This window comes from Flavobacterium sp. (assembly GCF_004211145.1).
In the GTDB taxonomy this organism is placed as follows: Bacteria; Bacteroidota; Bacteroidia; order Flavobacteriales; family Flavobacteriaceae; genus Flavobacterium.
The window spans coordinates 32,692-53,443 of record NZ_SEBS01000013.1 but is presented as its reverse complement, the minus strand read 5'-3'; the positions used below and the strand labels follow the sequence as shown (position 1 = coordinate 53,443).

Annotated in this window: 20 protein-coding genes; 4 read left to right on the top strand and 16 right to left on the bottom strand. The window is 46.6% G+C overall.

Annotated features, from left to right (window positions below):
• Positions 1–13: 13 nt before the first annotated feature.
• Both EOO50_RS08225 and mce read right to left on the bottom strand, forming a co-directional pair.
• Complete coding sequence (locus tag EOO50_RS08225; protein ID WP_290839172.1) at positions 14–895, bottom strand: bestrophin family ion channel; 882 nt, start codon at positions 893–895, stop codon at positions 14–16.
• Between the two features lie 40 nt (positions 896–935).
• The gene (gene mce / locus EOO50_RS08220) at positions 936–1,337 is read right to left on the bottom strand and encodes a methylmalonyl-CoA epimerase (RefSeq protein WP_290839171.1); all 402 of its coding nucleotides are present in this window, start codon (positions 1,335–1,337) and stop codon (positions 936–938) included.
• A 266-nt stretch (positions 1,338–1,603) separates the two neighbouring features.
• Here mce and rbfA point away from each other — a divergent pair, with 266 nt between their 5' ends.
• The gene (rbfA, locus tag EOO50_RS08215; protein ID WP_290839170.1) at positions 1,604–1,996 is read left to right on the top strand and encodes a 30S ribosome-binding factor RbfA; all 393 of its coding nucleotides are present in this window, start codon (positions 1,604–1,606) and stop codon (positions 1,994–1,996) included.
• Complete coding sequence (locus EOO50_RS08210) at positions 1,996–3,192, top strand: FtsX-like permease family protein (protein ID WP_290839169.1); 1,197 nt, start codon at positions 1,996–1,998, stop codon at positions 3,190–3,192. The genes rbfA and EOO50_RS08210 overlap by 1 nt, the downstream gene beginning before the upstream one ends.
• Here EOO50_RS08210 and EOO50_RS08205 read toward each other — a convergent pair whose 3' ends face one another.
• The gene (locus tag EOO50_RS08205; protein ID WP_290839168.1) at positions 3,193–4,068 is read right to left on the bottom strand and encodes an AraC family transcriptional regulator; all 876 of its coding nucleotides are present in this window, start codon (positions 4,066–4,068) and stop codon (positions 3,193–3,195) included.
• 91 nt (positions 4,069–4,159) lie between these two features.
• Between EOO50_RS08205 and EOO50_RS08200 the strand changes: the two genes are divergently transcribed.
• Complete coding sequence (locus tag EOO50_RS08200) at positions 4,160–4,546, top strand: DUF983 domain-containing protein (RefSeq protein WP_290839167.1); 387 nt, start codon at positions 4,160–4,162, stop codon at positions 4,544–4,546.
• Positions 4,547–4,640: 94 nt separating this feature from the next.
• Here the strand turns inward: EOO50_RS08200 and dusB are convergent, their stop codons facing one another.
• A complete protein-coding gene (dusB, locus tag EOO50_RS08195) occupies positions 4,641–5,633 on the bottom strand; it encodes a tRNA dihydrouridine synthase DusB (protein ID WP_290839166.1) in 993 nt (330 codons plus the stop codon).
• A 130-nt stretch (positions 5,634–5,763) separates the two neighbouring features.
• Between dusB and EOO50_RS08190 the strand changes: the two genes are divergently transcribed.
• Positions 5,764–6,822, top strand: a complete 1,059-nt coding sequence (locus EOO50_RS08190) for an endonuclease/exonuclease/phosphatase family protein (RefSeq protein ID WP_290839164.1) — start codon at positions 5,764–5,766, stop codon at positions 6,820–6,822.
• A gap of 42 nt (positions 6,823–6,864) precedes the next feature.
• On the opposite strand, the gene EOO50_RS08185 is transcribed toward EOO50_RS08190, so the two are convergent.
• From EOO50_RS08185 to EOO50_RS08130, 12 genes are all read right to left on the bottom strand, one after another.
• Positions 6,865–8,154 (bottom strand): AMP-binding protein, encoded by a 1,290-nt coding sequence (locus tag EOO50_RS08185; RefSeq protein ID WP_290839163.1) that lies wholly within the window; start codon positions 8,152–8,154, stop codon positions 6,865–6,867.
• A complete protein-coding gene (locus EOO50_RS08180) occupies positions 8,151–9,827 on the bottom strand; it encodes a C45 family peptidase (protein WP_290839162.1) in 1,677 nt (558 codons plus the stop codon). The genes EOO50_RS08185 and EOO50_RS08180 overlap by 4 nt, the downstream gene beginning before the upstream one ends.
• A 451-nt stretch (positions 9,828–10,278) precedes the next feature.
• Positions 10,279–11,793: an NAD(P)/FAD-dependent oxidoreductase gene (locus EOO50_RS08175; protein WP_290839161.1), complete on the bottom strand. Its 1,515-nt coding sequence runs from the start codon at positions 11,791–11,793 to the stop codon at positions 10,279–10,281.
• On the bottom strand, positions 11,777–15,445 hold the full coding sequence (locus tag EOO50_RS08170; RefSeq protein WP_290839160.1) for a 1-acyl-sn-glycerol-3-phosphate acyltransferase: 3,669 nt from the start codon (positions 15,443–15,445) through the stop codon (positions 11,777–11,779). Before EOO50_RS08170 ends, EOO50_RS08175 begins: the two co-directional genes overlap by 17 nt.
• On the bottom strand, positions 15,445–16,611 hold the full coding sequence (locus EOO50_RS08165) for a DUF2062 domain-containing protein (protein ID WP_290839159.1): 1,167 nt from the start codon (positions 16,609–16,611) through the stop codon (positions 15,445–15,447). The genes EOO50_RS08170 and EOO50_RS08165 overlap by 1 nt, the downstream gene beginning before the upstream one ends.
• Before the next feature lie 14 nt (positions 16,612–16,625).
• Complete coding sequence (locus EOO50_RS08160) at positions 16,626–17,108, bottom strand: hypothetical protein (RefSeq protein WP_290839158.1); 483 nt, start codon at positions 17,106–17,108, stop codon at positions 16,626–16,628.
• A gap of 1 nt (position 17,109) precedes the next feature.
• Positions 17,110–17,481: a 3-hydroxyacyl-ACP dehydratase gene (locus tag EOO50_RS08155; RefSeq protein WP_290839157.1), complete on the bottom strand. Its 372-nt coding sequence runs from the start codon at positions 17,479–17,481 to the stop codon at positions 17,110–17,112.
• 1 nt (position 17,482) lies between these two features.
• Entirely contained in the window at positions 17,483–18,079 is a 597-nt protein-coding gene (locus tag EOO50_RS08150; protein ID WP_290839155.1) for a porin family protein, read from the bottom strand.
• Between the two features lies 1 nt (position 18,080).
• Positions 18,081–18,668 (bottom strand): porin family protein, encoded by a 588-nt coding sequence (locus tag EOO50_RS08145; protein WP_290839154.1) that lies wholly within the window; start codon positions 18,666–18,668, stop codon positions 18,081–18,083.
• Positions 18,669–18,677: 9 nt separating this feature from the next.
• Positions 18,678–19,256, bottom strand: coding sequence for a hypothetical protein (locus EOO50_RS08140; RefSeq protein ID WP_290839153.1), 579 nt, complete (start codon positions 19,254–19,256; stop codon positions 18,678–18,680).
• Between the two features lie 4 nt (positions 19,257–19,260).
• A complete protein-coding gene (locus EOO50_RS08135) occupies positions 19,261–19,887 on the bottom strand; it encodes an outer membrane lipoprotein carrier protein LolA (protein WP_290839152.1) in 627 nt (208 codons plus the stop codon).
• A complete protein-coding gene (locus tag EOO50_RS08130; protein ID WP_290839151.1) occupies positions 19,874–20,650 on the bottom strand; it encodes a polysaccharide deacetylase family protein in 777 nt (258 codons plus the stop codon). The genes EOO50_RS08135 and EOO50_RS08130 overlap by 14 nt, the downstream gene beginning before the upstream one ends.
• Positions 20,651–20,752: the final 102 nt, after the last annotated feature.

Below are 20,752 nucleotides of genomic sequence, written 5' to 3'. Positions count from 1 at the left end.
ATTAGCTTTCGTGTCACATCTCATAATAAAGACCCGAATCGACTTTCATCGGCACATTTTTATCCCCGATGGTTTGTCTTATGTTGATTTCTATAGTCTGTGCGATCGACGTCATGGGCGTATCTACGGGCGTATTCTCGAACGGATCCTGCATGATGACCGCGGTTTTCTCGATCGAAATGAACATGACCGGAAGCAAAATACTGAGTAGAATTTCCACCGACAGTTTATCGTGATCGAGCCCGAACGGCAAAAGCGCCGCAAACGTGTAAATCAACGTCTGCAGCATGATTCCGTACGATCTTGGAAAAACCGTGTTCTTGATCCGCTCGCATTTGCCCATACTGTCGCACAGACTTCCAAGCGTTTCATTGATTCGGACCTGGCGGTATTCTGAAATCGTTCCTTGGCCGACCAACTTTTGGATTTGTTCCGAATGTGCGTCGAGCAAAGCGTTCGGAATGTTCACCGCATCAATGTCAGTCGTATCGATATACGCTTGCACTTCTGGAGAAAACGGCAACTTGCGCAACGATTCACCCATGGCGTACGTCCAGATGATGTGTCTTTCAGCAAGGATCTTCAGCTCGTCTTTCTTGTCGTCAGGCAGGAACTGGGAAAAATCACGAATCAACGTCCTCGAATCGTTCACGATCGCGCCCCAAATGATGCGAGCTTCCCACCAACGTTCATACGATTGGGCCGTGCGGAACGCGAGCAAAAGTGAGACGATCGTACCCATGATCGTAAGTACGCTCAGCGGAATCACGATATTCACGAGTTTGGGATGCAAGTGCAGAAACCCAACCGCCGATGCAAAAAGCACGATCACGATCAATTGCCATTTTACCTGCTTGATGAAATAAAAAATGGAAATTCGTCTTCTTAAGAGCATATTTTTTGGCGTATATATTATTTGAAATTAGGTTTTGGGTTTATGCGATTTCCTGGCAAAGTTCGACAAGCACGCCATTCGTTCCTTTTGGATGCAGGAACGCGACGAGTTTATTGTCGGCGCCTTTTTTTGGCGTCTCGTTGAGAACCGTGAAACCTTCGGATTTAAGGCGTTCGATTTCAGCGACGATGTCCGAAACGTCAAACGCGATATGATGAATGCCTTCGCCTTTCTTCTCGAGGAATTTCGCAATCGGGCTGTCAGGATTCGTAGCCTCGAGCAATTCGATCTTGTTCGGACCTGATTGGAAGAACGACGTTTTCACTCCTTCGCTCTCGACTTCTTCCTGCTTATATGACGCGACGCCGAGCAATTTCTCGAATAGGAGGTTTGATTCATTGAGGTTTTTTACGGCGATTCCGATGTGTTCGATTTTTTTCATGGTTCAGGGTTCAGGGTTCAGGGTTCAGGGTAAAAATAGCATTTTTCTTTTGGAACACTGCCTAGCCCGGATGGAAGAGGAAAGCCTTTTTCGAAAAAAATAACACTTTGCACGCAAGACACAGCGACCAACGGAAGCTCGTGTATTGTGTGAGCAAAGTGCATTTTTTTAAAAAAGCTTGGAACGGACAGCCGGAAAAAGCTCCTAATCAAACATCTTCCGATCTTCCGATCCATGAACTTCCGAACTTTCATTACCTTTGCAAAATGGAAACGAACAGGCAAAAGAAAATTGGAGGCGTCTTGCAAAAAGACCTCGTCGATATTTTACAAGGTGAAGTGCGCAAGAACGGGATTTCGAACCTCGTGATCTCAGTATCTAAAGTGAACGTCACGACCGATTTGTCTGTCGCATCGGTGCATTTGAGTATTTTCCCACAGGAGAAAGCCGCCGAAACTTTGGCCGCCATCAAATCGAACACACCGCTTATCAAACACGATTTATCGCAACGCGTGAAACTCCAATTGCGCAAAGTCCCGAACCTCACGTTTTATCTTGACGACTCGCTCGACTATATCGAAAAGATCGACAACGCGCTTAAAGGTCAGGAAAACCCAATCGAAAACCGCGAATTGCTCGCGCGCCGCAAAAAGATATAGTGAATTTTTCGCTGTACATAGCCAAACGCTACCTGAGATCGGCGAGTAAGAACAATGCCATCAACATCATCAATGGCATCGCGTCGCTGAGCATTATTTTGGGCGCGATGGTATTGTTCGTGTTTTTGTCGGTCTTTACGGGATTGAAGGATTTCAGTTTGTCGTTCAGCAACGATTTCGACCCCGATCTGAAGGCGATTCCCACAGCTGGAAAAACTTTTACGCTATCTCCCGAACAGGAAAAAAAATTACGTGCGATCGAAGGCGTCGAAACCGTTTCCCGAGTCGTCGAGGAACGCGTGCTTTTCGTATTCGACGGTAAGGAACAAGTCGCGTATCTAAAAGGCGTCGACAGTTTGTACGGACAGGTGAATTCAGTAAACAAGACGATTTTCCAAGGACAATGGCTCGAGCCGAATACGACCCAAGTTGTCGTCGGATATGGGATTTCCCAGAAATTGTCGCTCGGTTTGCTCGACTTCAACAATCCGTTCGAAGTATATGTTCCGAAGCCCGGAAAAGGTGATATCGAAAGTGCCGACGACGCGTTTACGAAAGCCGTTTTGGCGCCCGTCGGAATTTATGCGATCAGCGAGGAATTGGATTCGAAGTACGTCTTTTCAGACGTTCGCCTCGCCCAAATTTTATTGAATTACAACGAACAGACGCTATCGGCGATTGAGATCAAAGTCGCGAAAGACGGAGACGTTGACGATATTTCAGAAGCGGTTTCGGCCATCCTCAAAAATACCGAAGTCCGCACGCGCGAGCAACTCAACGACTCGCTCTACAAAATGCTCAATACTGAGAATGTCGTGCTATACCTGATCTGTACGCTCGTAATCATCCTGGCGCTTTTCAGTTTGGCGGGCGCATTGATAGTAATGATCATCGAGAAAAAAGGAAATCTCAAAACCTTGGCCGCGATGGGCGTTGAAGTAAAAGGATTGCGCAATATTTTCCTGTTCCAGGGCAGTCTTTTGAGCTTCGTGGGAGGAATGATCGGGCTTGGTGCGGGAATCATCGTGATTTTGTTGCAACAGCATTTCCAGTTGGTGATGATCACGCCGTCGCTCGCTTACCCGGTGGTGTTTACGATCCAGAATGTATTGATCGTGATCGCGACGATTTGCGCTTTGGGCTTTACGGCTTCGTTGATCGCCTCGTCCCGAGTGTCCGAGAAACTGCTCGAGTAATCACGAATGTTGCGCCTTGAACTGCGAAGGCGTGATCCCGGTTTTCTTCTTGAACAGCTTTGAAAAATAAGCGTAATCTTCAAATCCGAGTTTTAACGCGATCTCATTTAACGGCTCGTTCGAATAAATCAGCATGCGACGCGCCTCGAGCAACACGCGTTCGATGATAATTTCGGACGTGCTTTTATCGACCATGGATTTGTTGATGCGGTTTAGGTGTTTGGCACTCATGTGCAGCATTTCGGCATATTTCTCAGCCGACTTTTCTTCGCGGAAATTGGTCTCAAGCAGCTTTTCAAAACTCCGAAACTTCGCCGCATAACTTGATGAAGCGGTTTCTTCATTATTTTGTCCGACGCCCAAAAACAAACTCAATTTTATATAAACCTGCGTGATCAAGCTAATCAGATAACGGTTTCTCATCGCGGTTCCGCCTAGTTCCGACTGCATCATTTCGGCAATTATCGTTTCGATTTCGCTTGACTGTCCCGATGTCAATGCTATTTTTTGAATGTTTTGTACGGGCGAAAAAAATGCGTAATCGCTCAACCGTTCATCGGCGTATCTCAATTCGTAAAATTCCTGGCTGTGGAAGAAAATCAACCCGTCGGCGTCATCGCTGAGTTCCCAATAATGGATTTGACCGGGCGCCATCAGGAAAACACTTCCGGGCGAAACATCATAGGTCTTGAAGTCGATGCTGTGTTTGCCCGAACCTTTCGTGAACAGCATCGTCGCATAGAAATTGTGCCGATGCGGCTTCTCGATATGCAGATGGCTCGTGGCCAAATGGTTCGCGATCATGTTCGCGTAAAAATCTGAAAACGTATTTGCGCTCTTGAACTGATCGATCCGAAGTACTTTGATATTCACCATAATGTCCTAAAAGTACAAATTTACATCTTGGTTGTACAAATCTGGATTTTGTTATTTCGCGAACTTTGTCTCAGAATTTAAAAGCATCATCATGTTTGGAAAAGGAAATAGGATTTACAGTATGATTACCGGCAAATGTCCGAAATGTCATGAAGACCACATGTATGTGAACCAAAATCCGTACAACATACTCGAAACGATGAAAATGCACGAACATTGCCGTCATTGCGGTTTCAAATACAAGGTCGAACCGAATTTTTTCTTCGGTGCGATGTACGTGAGTTATGCGCTTTCAGTACTAATTGGAATCGCCACGTTCGCGGTGAGTAAGCTGGTTTTCCAAGCCAACATAGCGAACTCATTCATCGCAATTTTCGTAGTTTTAGGATTGCTAACGCCCGTTATCACGCGATTGGCAAGGAACATTTATATCAATTTGTTCGTGAGTTATGACGAATCAATAGCATCGAAAACGTAACCCAGAAGGTTTTGAAACTTTGTAAGTGTAAAATCAAACGAAAAGGTTTTGGGTTAGACCTACAAGGTTTTGAAAACCTTGCAGGTCTTTCGAGTTACACGAATTGGTAATCTGAAAATACGTCCGAGATTTCGTCGAATGCCTTGTAGAGCCCGTCAGCCGTATCGGTCGTAACCAATTTCTGGCGGTATTCCTTGAAGTTCGCGATGCCTTTGAAGTAATTGGTGTAGTGGCGGCGCGTTTCCACGATCCCGACCCATTCGCCCTTCCACTCCATCGCCCAAGTCAGGTGATTGCGGGCGGCTTCGATACGGTCTTGCATTGTCGGCGCAGGCAATTTCTCGCCCGTCTTGAAGTAGTGTTTGATCTCGTTGAAAATCCACGGATAACCGATCGCGGCGCGTCCGATCATGATGCCGTCGACGCCGTATCTATTCTTGTATTCCAATGCTTTTTCGACCGAATCGATATCGCCGTTTCCGAAGATCGGCATCGTGATGCGCGGATTGTTTTTCACGCGTGCGATATGCGACCAATCGGCTTCACCTTTGTACAGTTGTGCGCGTGTTCGGCCGTGGATCGACAACGCTTTCACGCCGATGTCCTGCAACCTTTCAGCGACTTCATCGATGTTGATTGAATTCTCGTCCCAACCCAAACGCGTTTTTACGGTCACGGGCAAATTGGTCGAATCGATTACGGCTTTGGTCAATCGGACCATGAGATCGACGTCTTTGAGAACCGCGGCTCCTGCGCCTTTGCATACGACTTTCTTGACGGGACAACCGAAGTTGATGTCGATCAGATCTGGATTCACGGCCGACACGATCTTCGACGACATCGCCATCGCTTCCTCATCGCCGCCAAAAATCTGGATTCCGACAGGTCGTTCGTAATCGAAAATATCAAGCTTCATGCGGCTTTTGATCGCATCACGTATCAAACCTTCAGATGAGATAAATTCCGAGAACATCAAATCGGCTCCGTGCGCCTTACACAATCTGCGGAACGGCGGATCACTCACGTCTTCCATCGGAGCGAGCAAAAGTGGAAATTCAGGGAGTTCGATGTTGCCGATTTTTACCATGTTGCAAAGGTAAGAGAAAATGGCGCAAGGTGCAAGGTTCAGGGTGCAAGGCCGAAATTACAAGAATTCAGGGGTTGTTTACGAAAGAAGCATTCCGAATTTATGAGTACATTTGAGTAATCCATTATTTATGAGTCCAACGGAAATCTTCCTGCTTGTTTTTTCAATTGTTTTAGTCGTCGCATCACTGATGCCGCTTATCAAAAACGAATATTGGGTGTTTCGCGTTTTCGATTATCCCAGGTTGCAGAAATTTACCGCGACCCTGTGTTGCATTGGCTTGCTGCTTTTCTTTTACGATTCCCGCCAGGCGTTTCCGATGCTTCTGCCATCAGTGATGACCGCGAATCTGCTCTATCTCGGTTACCAGATTGTTCCGTTCACGCTATTCGGCAAAAAACAGGTATTGCGCGCCACGGCGAACAGTCCCGAGAAATCCATTAGCATCATCATTGCCAATGTTTATCAGGATAATGATAATTGTGTGGGTTGTTTGGATGAAGTAAGGCGTGCGAATCCAGACATCGCCCTTTTTCTTGAAACCGATTCGAAATGGGCCGAATATCTGGATGAACTAAAGGATGATTTTCCATATTCTGTTCTCGTTCCATTAGAAAACACCTACGGCATGTTGTTGTATTCGAAGCTGGAATTGAAGGATTCCGAAGTAAAATATCTGGTCGAGAGCGATATTCCTTCGATCCATACAACGGTTTTGTTGAGGAATGGCCAGCCGATCCAGCTTTACGCCGTGCATCCGACGCCTCCCGTTCCCAAAGAAAATCCGCGCTCTACGGAACGCGACAAGGAGCTTTTACTCGTAGCCGATCTCGCCCGAAACTGCAAAAATCCAGTCGTGGTCATCGGCGATCTGAACGACGTGGCCTGGAGCTATACTACCGAGCTTTTCCTGAAAATGAGCAAATTGCTCGATCCCCGACGAGGACGCGGCTTTTACAATTCCTTCCACGCCCATTATTGGTTCATGCGATTTCCGCTTGACCACGCGTTTATCTCCGAACATCTGAAACTGATTGAAATGCGCCGACTCAAAAATTTCGACTCCGATCATTTCCCGATATACATCAGCCTGCAGTTCGATCCCAAGGCGGCAGCCCAGCAAGAGCAGGAATTAAAGCCTGACGCTGAAGACATCGAAATCGCCAACGAGAAAAAAGCCGCGGTTTGACCTAAGCGGCTTTCGATTTTTTTTGCCCCAGAACTTCCGAACTTACTTTCTATAGTCGAAAAAAGTAACCGGCTTCCGACTCATCGGGTTAAAGACAATTGCCGACAAAGCTTCCTTCGTAGTAAATTCAATCTTTGGAGTGACGCGCAATTTCGCCCGAAAGTGATCTTTTATCTCGCGTAAAAATTGCTCCGATTCCTGTTTCACCGCGAGTTTAATCACGATTTCATCGGTTCCCAAATCGTTCGTGGAAATCTCGATCATGTGCAATTCGATATTCGGGAAATCGTTGAGAACGTCGGTCATCGCGGGCGGATACAAAGTCGTACCCTTGTATTTTATCATCTGTTGCTTGCGGCCCAAAACCGGCCCGACGCGCAACGTATTTCGTCCGCACGCACAAGGTTCGCGGTGCAATTGCACGATGTCGCCCGTTTTAAAACGAATGAGCGGCATTCCTTCGACGCCGAGATTCGTGATGACCAATTCGCCCGGCTCGCCTTGGGCAACGGGTTGGTTGTTATCGTCAAGCGTTTCCACGATGATCAGTTCGGGATGATGATGGCCTCCGATCGCGTGTTCACATTCGGTAAACGCCGTCGCCATTTCGGTCGAAGCATAGGTCGAATAAAGTTTTATATCCCATTTTTCGGCGATCTTGCGCGATAGCGTACTGTCGGAAAAATCTTGGTCACGCAACGCTTCGCCTATGCAAACTGCTCCTTTTATGCCCGAATTTTTGTAGTCGATGTCATGCGCCTCGGCATATTCGATGAGTTTCAACAGGAAGGACGGAACCGTAATCAAATACGTGGGTTTGTACTTCTTGATCGAATCCCATTGCAATTCCGGAATTCCCGCACCGACGCGGATCACGCCGACTTTCATCTTCCGAAGACCTAAAAAATAAGCCAATCCGGCCATGAAACGCCTGTCGATTGTGGTCATGAGCTGCACGATATCGCCGCGTTTGATTCCCGCGCAATCGAACGAAATCGCTTCGTTGTACGCCAATCGGTCCAAATCCTTGTCGGTCAGACCGAACGTGACCGGATCGCCTAAAGTGCCCGAAGTCGTCGCATAATCGATGATGTCGGTCGTCGGGACACATAAAAAATCATCGTTGAATTCCTGCAATTCCGCTTTCGTGGTCACGGGAATTTTCGCGAGATCTTCGATGGTCTTGATACTTGAAATGTCGATGTTTTCGCGCGCAAAAAGCCGTTTGTAATAGGCCGAGTTTTCAAAAACATATTGCAACGTTTTCGCCAATTCGATTTCTTGAAACGTCTTGATTTCCTGAGCCGATGCGGTTTCTATCTTCGGGATCATTTGAGTTTTCGATTGATTTTCTTGAGATATTCCTGAGCGTGCTGCTTTGCGGGAAGCGTCGTGATTTCCTTTGTCAGCGCCATTTCGAATTCGGATTTAGCCTTCGCATATTCCTTTCGCCCGAAATAATATTGCCCGACTTTGTAATGCACGATCCACAAATCAGGGTTCAAAGATTGGTAATTTTTGGCGAAATCCTGGGTCATTCCCGATTCGTTTTCGAGGAATTCGTCCATTTTGCGGTCTTCGATACGATATTGCTCGTATTTTTTGAACGCGTCTGAATTCACGAACGGATCTTCAGGAATATCGAATTTCACCGACGCCAACGTCTCGAGCGATTTCCCGTCGTGGGTTTTTCCGAAAATCGTATTCAGATCATAACACACGAATTCACCCAATTGATACGGATTGCTCGAGACCCAAACCTTCAAATCATTCGGCTGGAAAATTACGCCGTGATGCGCCAACAGTTGATTCAGCGCTTTTTCATTTCCGTAGCCCAAAGGCAATCCGCCTTCTAAAGATTTCGTATCGCGCAGGATCGAAGCCGCTATTTGAGGATTTATCTTCGGGTTCTGATTGAAGTCTTCGGTCAATTTTTCATAGCGATATTTGGAATGTGAATTCTTGATCGTCTCATTGTTGCGCTTGTCGTCTTTGTAGGCGTCCGACTGGAAATGGTTCGAACACAGCAATTGATCGTTCGAATTAGGAACTTCGTAAACTCCGAAATTCTTCGGGGAAACCTCAATCAAAACAGCTTTCCCGTCTTTGGCGCTTCCGACCATGATCGCTTCTGAAACGAAAACCTGACGTTTTTTAGCGATTGCAACTGCTTCATCGATCGTCGACGCATATTGCAGGATCTCACGCGTCAAAATCGAGACCGGCGTCTTGGCTATTAGTGGAATTTTCGATTTTCCTGCGTTAATCGTAACCGTCAAACCTTGATCGTTCATGCCCGAAACCGCGCCGATCATTCCGGCCCAAGTGACCATCATGAACGCATTTCCTTTGTCGGGTTTTACGAAAGCGACCATTTTATCTTTGGCGAAATCGTCTCCGGCGTAAAAATCGAAGTTGCGTCCGAGAATCAGTTTTCCGTCAGCCGATTTATCGCCCCAAGCCGCGAACGACGAACATCCGACGAGCATCAAATCCTGCAGCGCGTGCCCGATGTCGTGCGCACCGTGCAGATACAAACTGCGCAGATATTGTGGCGCGATGAAGTCATAATCGTGAGACGTGTAGCGCGAAAGGCCGTAGATTTCGGTTTTGTATTCCTCGGGAACGTTGAGATATAATTTGCGGTTGTACCAGGTGAGTATTTTCCGAAGCAGCTTTTGCCTGGTTTTCGACGGAACGATTTCCTCGATTTTTAAAAAGAATACCTTCTCTTGTTTCTTCAACAGCGAATCTTCGAGCGCGCCGGTGGTCATTCCGATTTGCAGCGGATCGCCTTGAACATACAATTCCCAGAGTTGTTGTTTGTTTTTGAGTAGGAAATTGTCGCCTGAGACGAATCGTTCGGATGATATTTTTTCGACTTTCGGTGTTGAGTTATCGTAACCTTGAGTAACTGGTTTGTGGTGCAACGATCCTGAGGTTCCGCATCCGAACATTAGTAAAATAAGTAGGATTGCGCAGGTTTTTTGAACCATTAAGGGCATTAAGTTCATTAAGGATTTGCTTCGCAAGTTTGGGAACGATTCCAAAGTCCTTCGTCTTTCGTCATTCGTCATTCGTCTAAAAAACCGACTCGCCCTCGCAAGAGAAAACTCGCCCGACTTTACGACTTTCGACTTTCGACTTTCGACTATTTTCTTCCGACTTTCGACTCCATTTTTTTGAACAATTAAGATAGTTAAGGAAGTTAAGCGTTCACGGAAATCAAAACGATTGGACGTTGCAATAATCGATTCGCCAGTCCTTTGTCGTTCGTCTTTCGTCATTCGTCCAAAAAACCAACTCGCCTTCGCAAGAGACGATTCGCAAGTCCTTCGTCTTTCGTCATTCGTCATTCGTCTAAAAAACCAACTCGCCCACGCAAGAGAAAACTCGCCCGACTTTACGACTTTCGACTTTCGACTTTCGACTATTTTCCTCCGACTTTCGATCATATCAAACATTACGCACGATCTTATCCACCAAATATTCCTTCCCCAAAATCTCCGAACACGTCACGACCGCTCCGATCGTTACGCCCAAAACGCCGTGAACACTCACGCTTTGTCCGGTCAAATACAAATTTTCGAGTTTGGTTTTCGCGGCAATAAATGTTTTCATCGGATTCTGGGAATCGCGCACATAGCCGTACATATTTCCCTCGTAACCGCCAATATAATCGCGGTACGACAATGGCGAAGACGTGTGAACCGATTTGATGCAATCGCGTATTCCGGGAAATTTCTTCTCGATTTCGACCAAAAATTTCTCGACTTTCCGCTGCTTGAATTCGTCATAGGATTCGCCCCGTTCCGCTTTCTCGGCGGTCGTGTTGTGCGTGTCTTCCCAGGCTTTCACGTCGTCGTATTTCATGTAGGTGATGAACGTCATGCCGTCGGCCCATTTGTCGTGCTGGCTGTTGGCGTTCATCGATGCCATATAACCTTTGGGCCACGATTCCTCGTCGTAATCATGGACGTCCCAAACGCCCGTGCTGTCCTTGAAATGATAATAATTGTGGTTGATGTATGGGAAACTTTCGGGCTTGAAAACGATGTACAAGCTGAACGCCGACAACGAACCTTCGAGGCTTTTTATACGTTCGAAAAACGCCTTTCGGAACTTGCTTTCGCCTACCATATCAAGCGTCGTCTTAAGTTCGATGTTCGAGATGATGATGTCGGCAAAAACCTCCGAACCGTCTTTCATCACGACCGAAGTCACGCGATCGCCCTCGGAATTTATCTTTTTCGCTTCCTTGTATTTATATGTTTCGCCTCCGTACGCCTTGAGTTGCTTGATGAGCAATTTCGTGATCTGGCTTCCGCCGTGGATGCAGCGCCAAGAACTTTGGATATACGAATTCACCGACAATGCGTGCAGGTAGAACGGCGACTTGTCGGGCAAACCCGCGTAAAGGAAATTCGAGCCCGCCAAAACAGCACGCAAACGCTCATTTTCAGTTACGTCGTCGATTGTTTTTTTCGCGTTCAATCCAAGAACTTCCTGGTCGTATTTGCCGTCGCTCTGCAAGTTGTAAAGCGGGAACGAATCGCAGGTGTCGCGCACCATGCGGCAATATTCTTCGATTTGGGATTTTTCCTCGGGAAAGAATTCGGATAGTTTTTCGACGAAATTCGAGTAACCTTGGGCGTGCGGATATTCGCTCGCGTCGTCCTCGAACGAGATGACATCGAAACCGTCCTCGTCCATTTTCTTGATGTTCAAACCATCCATTATCCCGATGTAATCGAAATATCGGTGCAGGTTTTCGCCCTCGCCAAGCCCGCCGATATAATGGATTCCCGTATCGAAAATCGTTTTATCGCGCACGAACGTCTGCAAATTCCCGCCGAACTGGTTGTTCTTCTCAAGCACGCACACGCTGAAGCCTTCCTTTGCGAGGATGACGCCCGAGACCAGTCCGCCGAGGCCGCTGCCGATAATCACTACGTCATATTTCTCCTTCACGTTTCAGCACTTTGATTTTGTCTTCGTGTTGCGCGATCTTGAATCCGAAACGCGCAAACGCTTCTGCAAAAATATCGTTATCGAGTAGAATAATCGTGTCTGACAGCTTAGAAATCGCTTCGACGTCGACTTCCTTGGCCGAAATCAATGTCAATTCGTATCGTTTCTCAGGATTGTCGATGTAGGTGATGTCGCGTTTCTTGAGTACGAAATTCGTATTCGCGATACGTCGGTTCTCCTCATCGGCAATGTACGATTCGATTTTCCGCGTCGCCTGCTGGAACGAAAGCAGCACATCCAATTGCCCGAAATCGTCGGCCACATGCAGCATTTTCGCCTTCGCGGGAATGTGTTTGTCCAATCGATGATACAATTCGAGATTCGCGTCGATGTCTTTTTTCACCGCCTTTTCGATTTCATATTCCTTGAAGTCGAAACTGCCCAAAACGTATTTTCTCCAGTAACGCGCGCCTTCAGTTCTCTCGCGCAGTTGCTGGAATTTCAGTCGCATGTAGGCGTTTATTTTCTTGGTTCGCTCGGCGTAATCTTTCCCGAATTCTTGATTTTCAGGCGTGATGCGCGCCAGGATTTCGATCGTGGTCTTGTTTCCGTTCAGGATGAAGTCGTTTTTGGGTACGACCTCTGAAAATCCATGGATCAGAACCGGCAAGATATCGAGCTTGAATTCCTCGGCCAAATAAAATGCGCCTTTGTGGAAACGCTTCATCAGGTTGTCTTCACTTCGCGTGCCTTCAGGAAAAATCATGATCGAAAAACCGAGTTTGATCTTCTCGCGCAGATGTTCGACGCCACCTTCAAGCCCGTGAGACGCCGGATAAAAGCCAGCCATCCTGACGCCGGCCCCGATAATCGGATTGTTGTATACGTGGTCGCTGACCAGAAAAATAATGCGCGGATTCATGCCGCCCATCGCCATCACATCGAGGAAAGACGTGTGATTGGCAACGATGATCGCAGGTTTTATGAAGTCTTCGTTATTCGGATTTATGACTTTTCGGGAAACCGCGGGATACGTATAAAATACCGAATCCATGTATTTCGACATGATCCAATGGAACACGCGCAGCTTCTTGTGTTGGGACGCGGGATTTATTTTCAGAAGCACGTAACCCAGGATCGAAACCAAAAAACCGGCGATTCCATAATAGGCAAGCGACACGAACGAATGCAGCGTGCGGCGCAATCGCAAAGGCGCGAAACCTTTCTTGATGCGCGCGAAAAAGAAAATTCTGAAGATGATCGGATACAAAATAAAAATCATACAGATCGCCGCGAAAACACCGATCAAAGCCGCCGAAGATATTGATTTCAACGATGGATGTCCGGCGAAAATCAAAGCGCCGACGCCCAAAATGGTTGTAATCGCCGCGAGGATGATCGACGTCCTATAAACTTTGCGCTCGTTGCGTCCGTCGGTGTATTCTTTCTGCAACGCCGAGGTCATGAAAATACTGAAATCGACGCCATGCCCAAAAATCAACGTGCAGACGATCGTACTGAAAATATTGAGTTCGATTCCGAAAATTCCCATGATTCCAGCCGTCACGACGCCGGTCAATACGATTGGGATCGTTGCGATCAGCACCAATTCGATGCGTCGGAAGAAGATAAAAAGAATCGCGATCACGGCGATCAACGAGTAATTCACGAGCGAATTGAAATCATCGCGCAGTTGCGTCAGGAACGTTTCGTTCATTTGCTGGCGATCGATCGCGACGACATTTTTTTGTACCGACGCCCGCTTCACGAACGCATCTCGTTGCGCATTCGAAACCTTGACGAGCGTCGAAACCGTATAAAAACCGTTTTTGCCCGACACGAATTCCCTGAGTTGCAACGCTTGTATTTTCTCGAATTCGGGCACCGAAACGGGTTTGAAATCTTTGTTCAGTTCTTCGTAAAATGGTTCGTACGTGTTGGGTTTGAATCCGATTTTCGTGCCTTCGGAAATTAATGAATTCCGGAGTTTGGCTTTCTTATCGGCCGACCAGAATGCATTCCAGCGTTCGATTTTCGCGCGTTGTTCGGCTTGAGGCAAAACCAATCCACCAACCGAAGAAAAATTTAGGATTTTGCCGTTTTTCTTGTCGGATTCCAGACTTGAAAATAGCGTGCGATTGTTCGAAAGCGCCTCGTCGAGCGTATTTCCGTACGATGCAACGTAAATCGTCTTTGACGTCAAGCTGCTGTTGCGTTCGAGCTGTTTTTCGGCGGCCTGAATGTCGGTCGGAACATAATTCAAATCAGACAAATTGCTGTTGAATTCGACTTTTCCAGCCGTGAAAAAACAAACGACGACGAGAACCAGGCAAGCACCGATGAGCCATTTGTTGTTGTCGAACGAGAAACCCGCCATTTTATCGATGAAGTTGTCTTTGTGCTCGAAGCTTCCCGTTTTGGGTTTGTATAGATGCGGAATGATGATCAGCGAGAAAAACGCCGATCCCATGACGATCGCGGCCGCGAAAATTCCCAGATCCCGCAACGCCTCACTTTTCACGAAAAGCAAACACAGAAACGCCAAAGCCGTCGTCGAACTGCTCATGAACAGCGGCTTCGTGATGATTTTATAGACGTGTTTTATGTCTTGGTTGTGTTTGTAATGCGTGAGGATGTGCAGCGAATAATCGATCGTGATCCCAATCAAAATCGCGCCGATGCCAAGCGAAATCGCCGAAATGGTTTCCTTGACGAAATACAGCAATGCGAGCGCGAAACCGGCACCGAAAATCGTCGGGATGAACACGATGATCGGGATTGCGATCTTGCGGTAATACAGCATCAGGATGATCATGAGCGCACTCATCGCAAGGATCGTCGTGAGCATGACGTCGCCTTTGATCTGCGTCGCGTTGGCAACGGCAATCAGCGGTGAACCGAAATAACTTACGTTTACGCTTTTCGATTTGGCGTTCAGGCTGTCCTTTATCGAATATAGTTTTTGCGAGAAAATCGTGTTCTTTTCATTTTCGGATGACGACTGTTTCGGCGCGATGAACAACAAGAGCATCTTGCGGTCTTTCGTCATCACGAAGCCATTCTCGAGCGTGAAATCGTCGCCGAGACTGAGTTGTTGCAATTTTTTAAGCCCGATGAACGAAATGCCGAGCGGATCGCGCTGGATGAACTCACGCGTGACCATTCCAGAAGGCGACAAAATCGAGCGATAATTTGCTTCTACGGTTGATTTTATGCTATCAGATGAAAGTTTCTTGTCGATCTCGGCGTAATCTGATTCGGTCAGGAACAATGGTAGATTATCGAACACGAAACCGATCGTTTCATCGATATTTTCCTCGGCGATCTTGCCTTGGATTTCTTTATAAAATGGCTTGCAGCTTTTTTCGAGACTGTCGATGAAAACCGTGGCCTGTTCTTGTAAATCCTCAGGAGTTCCGTCTTTTTTGGCTTCGAAAATCACCGTGATCTTGTCGGCAAAATTCATTTGCTTCAGCACTTTGGCGGTGACGTCGAGCTTATCGTTGGCCGGCAGCAGTTTCGTTACGTCTTCCTCGAATTTCAGCCTCGATGCGAAGAATCCGAACACGCACAAAATCGCCAATCCAATCCCGATCGAAACGACCTTGTTCCGACTCACGAACTGATGGATGCCAAAGAAAAATGTATGCATTAAACCGACTCTTTTTTGATTGCGCTGAGCAAACCATAAGCGACAAAACCGCTCACGACCGCCGTAACAGCCGCTAAAGTAAGACTTCCTATGATATATTGCCCAAAGTGCGCGCTGAGCTTTTGAAACGTGATCGGCAATTCAGGGAACAAAGGCGCGCCCGTGTCATAAAACAGGCTGCCGACCCAAAGCGAACCCGCGACCACGAATGGAATCATGGGCGGAATGCTCACGTTTGAAAACGCGAACGTAATGGCTTTGTTCAACTTGAAAAGCGTCGGAAGAAACAACGACAAAACCGTCTGAAATCCCCAAAATGGGCTGATTCCGATGAATACGCCGAGCGCGATCGACAATGCTTTTTTTCTGGGCGAATCCTCACTGTGGATCACGTTTTCGAGAAAGAACCGCTTAACGCCTTTTTTTTTTAGTTTGAGGAAAATGTTGCGCGGGAAAATCCACAGCAAACAAATCGTGACCAAAACGGTGTTCAAGATCGAGATTCTCGTGAAATCCTTGAATGGACGAAAATGGGAAACGCGTTCGTTCGGGTCGTACAAAACCTGTATCGGAACGTTTTTGACGGGAACGAAACGCCACGCCGAACGCACGATCACTTCAATTTCAAACTCGAATTTCTTCGTGAAGTACGTCGAAGGAATTCGGTTCAACGGATACATACGATAACCCGACTGCGTGTCTTGCAACCTGATTCCAGTCTCGAACCAAAACCAGAAATTCGAAAAATTATTCCCGAAACTGCTCTTTTTTGGAACGCCTTCCTGCGTCATGTTTCGGCCGCCGATGAGCAATGCTTGGCCGTGGGCTTCGATTTCGTTTAGGAAAACCGGAATGTCTGAGGCGAAATGTTGCCCGTCGGAATCTATCGTGATCGCATATTCGAAACCAAGTTCACGCGCTTTGGCAAAACCGTTTCGCAACGCCATTCCTTTGCCGATGTTGTGCGGATGTTTGACATGGGTAAGCTGCGGATAATTCGAGAGGATTTCAGACGTCGCGTCGGTTGCGCCGTCGTTCACGACAATAACATCGTTTGTGTAAGTAACTACCGAATCGACGACCCGTTTGAGCGTTTTCGCGTTGTTGTACGTGGGAATGATCACACATACGTTGAGGCGTTCAAGAGTTGCTTTCACGTCGTCCATTTGGGGAATACCGATTATTTATAGGTCGCTTTTTCAGCGTCGGTAAAGCTTTTCGAACGCAATATGAAATTTTTGATGTAATCTTTAAGTGCGCCGCTTTTGGCGTAATTCGCGACGATGAAAGCCTTGTCTTCTTTCATGTTTTTCTTGTAGCCGACGATTTTGGGCACGCTTTCCTGCACGCTCAATCGGATCATACGGATTTCGATGTTGTCTTTGTCGGCGGCAACGGCTGCATCGATCAGGTTCGCGCCCGCTTTCATGTGTTTCGTCTTCTTTCCGATCGTATTGCCGTATTTCGACAACATGGTTTCAGCCGCACCTTTGTAAGCGACGAGCGCTTTGTTGGTTTCGGAATCGGCGACGGTTGCCATTTTCGCGTGGAATGCTTTCGCGCTTTCCTCGGTTTTTGCGGCGTCGGGATATAATTTTCGGATTTCGGAAATGTCGGTCGCAACCAACAGGAACAAAATTATGATCGAAGCAAGCACTTTCATCTTAGACTTTTTTATACGTACTGGCGAGCTTAAGTGCCACCGTATCATTAAAATACGTCGTATTCTTGACTTTCACAAGGGAATCTTCGGTTTGTGATATATTTAACTCGAGGCGCAATTCAGGCGTTTGCTCAGGATTTATGAGTGCCATGAACTTCACGTTGGACAAGCTCTGCATGAACAGAGACGAGCCGTTTATTTCCTCGGTAAGTTCCTTTATGATCTGCATCATGCAAACGCCGGGCATCACGGGATTTCCGGGAAAATGGCCTTTGAAAACTTCGTGATTTGGATTCACGCGGATCATTACGAGATGGTTTCCCGTTGACGTTTCCTCGTTCGAAACGACGCTGTAAAAGTCGGTTAGTAACATATTACTTGATATTGAAGGTGTAAGTCAAACCCAATTGCAATACGAGGTTTGAGGTTTGGTCGACTTCGAAAAAACCTGCGGAATCGGTAAAAACATCATCGTCCAATGTACTGACAAAGCCTTTTTTGACACGGAATTCAATTCCCAACTGGTCGACCAATCGGCAACCTACGCCTAGCGTCAAGCCCACGTCGGTGTCGTTCTTGATATTGACATTATCGCTGTTGTCAACCAGAAAATCAACCGTCGGTCCGACCAAAATCGAAACGCGATCCACAAACGTAATTTTGTTGATGATGCCGATTGAAAAGTACTGAAGCGAAATATCGATGTCCTCAGTTTGAATCGACGACCCGTTATCGTACTCAAAATCGCCTTTCGCTCCTTGTCTGGAATATCCGAATTCCGGCTGCAACGTGTAATATTGCGTAAATTTCACTCCCGTAAAAACAGAGGCGTAAAAGTCTGGCTTGAAACCCAGGTCGGTATCCGAAATCTTTGAAAAGTTCACACCGCCACGTATCCCCGGAGCGAAACTAGGTTGCGCAAAAGCTACGGCAGCGCAAAGACAGACAACAAGTGTAAACAGTTTCTTCATATTATTTCTTTTTAAGGTCGAATGTGTAAGTTACGCCAATTTGGATCGCCCCGTTCAAATGTGTGTATTCATCGTAGTAATCCTCATCGAACTCGTCTTCAAAAATATCGATCAATCCGCCTCTGAAGCGCAATTCCACGCCCAATCCATTCTTGAAATCATAACCGATCCCTAGATTCAGTCCAGTGTCGGCATCGCTATTCGGATTGATGTTTTTCGAATTTACCAAAAAGTCGAGATATGGCCCGATTTGCAGGTTCAATCCTCTAAAAACGTAAAACTTATTGTTGATCGTAAGACCAACGTAATCCAAATCCCAATTTACGTCCATGCTCGAAACGGCGGGATCGAAACTCGTGTAACGCGCCTTCATTCCTTGGCGCGAATACGCGATTTCAGGTTGTAGCTTATACCATTTCGCCAATTTTATCGCAAGGAAAGTTCCCACGTAAAAGTCGTTGCGGTTTGTGCCGTTGATGTCGGTCACGTCCGATGTCACGAAACCACCGCGAACTCCCGGTCGAACGGTAACTTGAGCTGATACTGAAAGTGAAACGATTGCAAAAGCAAGTAAAAAAATCTTTTTCATTTGGGATTTTTATTGGGTAAAACGATTCATTTCGATCTTGAGCTTGATGTTGAAATGCTCGATCTCGATTTTGTCGGCAAAAATATCGTTTTCGGATTGAAATCCTATCGAAACCTCGTCTTTCTTCGCGTTTCCTTTCGAGATGGAAATCAATTTTTTATCAGAGTAGGAAATGCGGTAACGGTTGCGTCCGTCAACACAAACGTATGTCATCTTTTCATGGGGCTCGGTCATTTCGATATTCGAACTTGGAAATTTCTCCCGGAAAAGCAACCTAAAATCGTCACGCAGCGTATTCACGACGATTTTCCGATCCAAATCTTCGACGATGGTGTTCTTGGTAAATGTATTTTGTCCGACCTCGAAATCGAATAACGTATTGCCGAAATCGGTCGTCAAAACCACGCGATGAATCGAATCAGAAATTTTTTTCGCAATCAAAATTCCGTTAAGCTCATTGCCGTAAACCGTAATCTTCGTACGATAGACATAATCTTTCGACGTGTCCGAAAAATAAGGATTGAAAGCGGTCGCGATTTCTGAATTCGCGCTGAATTTAGGCTTCGTCGCACATCCTAAAACCAGCAAGAAACTAATTAGTAAAAACGCTGTCGTCGACTTTCGCATTGAGGATTTTGTTTTTGAAGACGATTTTGGTGTAGTCTTTTTCGCTTTCCATCAAACGAACTTGCTCGACGGTCGCTTCTTTTTTATCGAAACTGAGCTCGACTAGCTTGATGTATTTTTTGAGTCCGGCGTCCTTCGGGATAAAGCGCGCGATGTTGAAAGTTCCCGACTTGAAGTACGTGATCGTGAATTCCTTGTCGTCGAACATATCGCCCGAAACGCTGCCCACGATGAGTTTGTTGATTTTTGAGAACGTCTTGTTGCTCTTGGCGTCCATCTGGCTTTTCTTGCCTTCGTCGTTGATGTAGATTTTCCCCGACTTGAAAACGATCGAATAATTGTACGGCTTTTTGTATTGCCAGGCGAGAGAATTCGGTTCCCTGAACGCCATTTTTCCCGAGGTTTCGACGTCTTTCGCAAGGAAATCCATGTGTTTGTATTGGGTAAAATCGGTCGTCATCGTTTTGATTTTGGCCGACGCCGCGTTCACGTCTTTCTTGAACGCCGCGATTTCAGCCTGAGTCATCGCATCCTGAGCGAATCCCGAAATCCCAATGAAAAATAACAATAGAAAATAACTAATCTTCTTCATAAGCCTTTAATTGCAGCAGTTCCTCAAGTGAAACGACCTCAAATTTTTTGTCGCGCAAAGTTAACAATAACTGTTCCAATACGCTAACGGTTACCGCCGATGTGTCGTGCAAAAGTACGATCGCGCCGGGTTTCAATTGGCTCACGATGCGTTTCAGGATCGCTTTCTCGTCTTTGCTCACGCCGTCCATCGAACGGATATTCCAGCCGATCACTTTGTGTTTGCTGGCTTCGAGCGCACGCCTGATCTTTGGATTCGTGACACCGTATGGCGGACGGAAGAAGTTCGCTTTCTTGCCCGAGTATTTTAAAATGGCCGCGTCGGTCTTTTGCAATTCCTCGAGAACGGCGTCGGTTTTCTTGAAATCGAAGTCGCGTCCGTGCCAGTAGGAATGGTTTCCGACCAAATGACCTTCTGAAATCGTATGCTTAAAAATATCGGGATGCTCGTCAATATTCTTTCCGATGCAGAAAAACGTGGCTTCCGCATTATGTTCGCGCAGGATGTCGAGAACGGGAATCGTGAAAATGGACGGGCCGTCGTCAAACGTAAGCGCAATTTTCCTGTCGATCTTATTCTCGCCCGAACAATACGCCTTCACATGGTAATTGCTTTCGATCCAAGCCGAACCCGTAAACGCGATCCCGAACCAAAGCAAGCCCGCGATCGCAAAATACCACCAGTTTATAGCAACAAAAAGGCTCAAAAGAGCCAGTGTTGAAAGTATCGTGATAAAAGTGATATTGACGATTTTGTGTTTCATCACTTCAAGATTCGTTGTTCATTGTTCGATATTCGTTATTCAAAAGTCCGTTTTTACAATACTGATCGCTTACTGAACTTAACGCTCTTAATGGATTAAAAC

What these genes read in the sequence shown, in the direction of transcription:
- EOO50_RS08225 (WP_290839172.1), bottom strand. Translation starts at nt 895, where the DNA reads ATGCTCTTAAGAAGACGAATTTCCATTTTTTATTTCATCAAGCAGGTA.
- mce (WP_290839171.1), bottom strand. Translation starts at nt 1,337, where the DNA reads ATGAAAAAAATCGAACACATCGGAATCGCCGTAAAAAACCTCAATGAA.
- rbfA (WP_290839170.1), top strand. Translation starts at nt 1,604, where the DNA reads ATGGAAACGAACAGGCAAAAGAAAATTGGAGGCGTCTTGCAAAAAGAC.
- EOO50_RS08205 (WP_290839168.1), bottom strand. Translation starts at nt 4,068, where the DNA reads ATGGTGAATATCAAAGTACTTCGGATCGATCAGTTCAAGAGCGCAAAT.
- EOO50_RS08200 (WP_290839167.1), top strand. Translation starts at nt 4,160, where the DNA reads ATGTTTGGAAAAGGAAATAGGATTTACAGTATGATTACCGGCAAATGT.
- dusB (WP_290839166.1), bottom strand. Translation starts at nt 5,633, where the DNA reads ATGGTAAAAATCGGCAACATCGAACTCCCTGAATTTCCACTTTTGCTC.
- EOO50_RS08190 (WP_290839164.1), top strand. Translation starts at nt 5,764, where the DNA reads ATGAGTCCAACGGAAATCTTCCTGCTTGTTTTTTCAATTGTTTTAGTC.
- EOO50_RS08185 (WP_290839163.1), bottom strand. Translation starts at nt 8,154, where the DNA reads ATGATCCCGAAGATAGAAACCGCATCGGCTCAGGAAATCAAGACGTTT.
- EOO50_RS08180 (WP_290839162.1), bottom strand. Translation starts at nt 9,827, where the DNA reads ATGCCCTTAATGGTTCAAAAAACCTGCGCAATCCTACTTATTTTACTA.
- EOO50_RS08170 (WP_290839160.1), bottom strand. Translation starts at nt 15,445, where the DNA reads ATGCATACATTTTTCTTTGGCATCCATCAGTTCGTGAGTCGGAACAAG.
- EOO50_RS08165 (WP_290839159.1), bottom strand. Translation starts at nt 16,611, where the DNA reads ATGGACGACGTGAAAGCAACTCTTGAACGCCTCAACGTATGTGTGATC.
- EOO50_RS08160 (WP_290839158.1), bottom strand. Translation starts at nt 17,108, where the DNA reads ATGAAAGTGCTTGCTTCGATCATAATTTTGTTCCTGTTGGTTGCGACC.
- EOO50_RS08155 (WP_290839157.1), bottom strand. Translation starts at nt 17,481, where the DNA reads ATGTTACTAACCGACTTTTACAGCGTCGTTTCGAACGAGGAAACGTCA.
- EOO50_RS08150 (WP_290839155.1), bottom strand. Translation starts at nt 18,079, where the DNA reads ATGAAGAAACTGTTTACACTTGTTGTCTGTCTTTGCGCTGCCGTAGCT.
- EOO50_RS08145 (WP_290839154.1), bottom strand. Translation starts at nt 18,668, where the DNA reads ATGAAAAAGATTTTTTTACTTGCTTTTGCAATCGTTTCACTTTCAGTA.
- EOO50_RS08135 (WP_290839152.1), bottom strand. Translation starts at nt 19,887, where the DNA reads ATGAAGAAGATTAGTTATTTTCTATTGTTATTTTTCATTGGGATTTCG.
- EOO50_RS08130 (WP_290839151.1), bottom strand. Translation starts at nt 20,650, where the DNA reads ATGAAACACAAAATCGTCAATATCACTTTTATCACGATACTTTCAACA.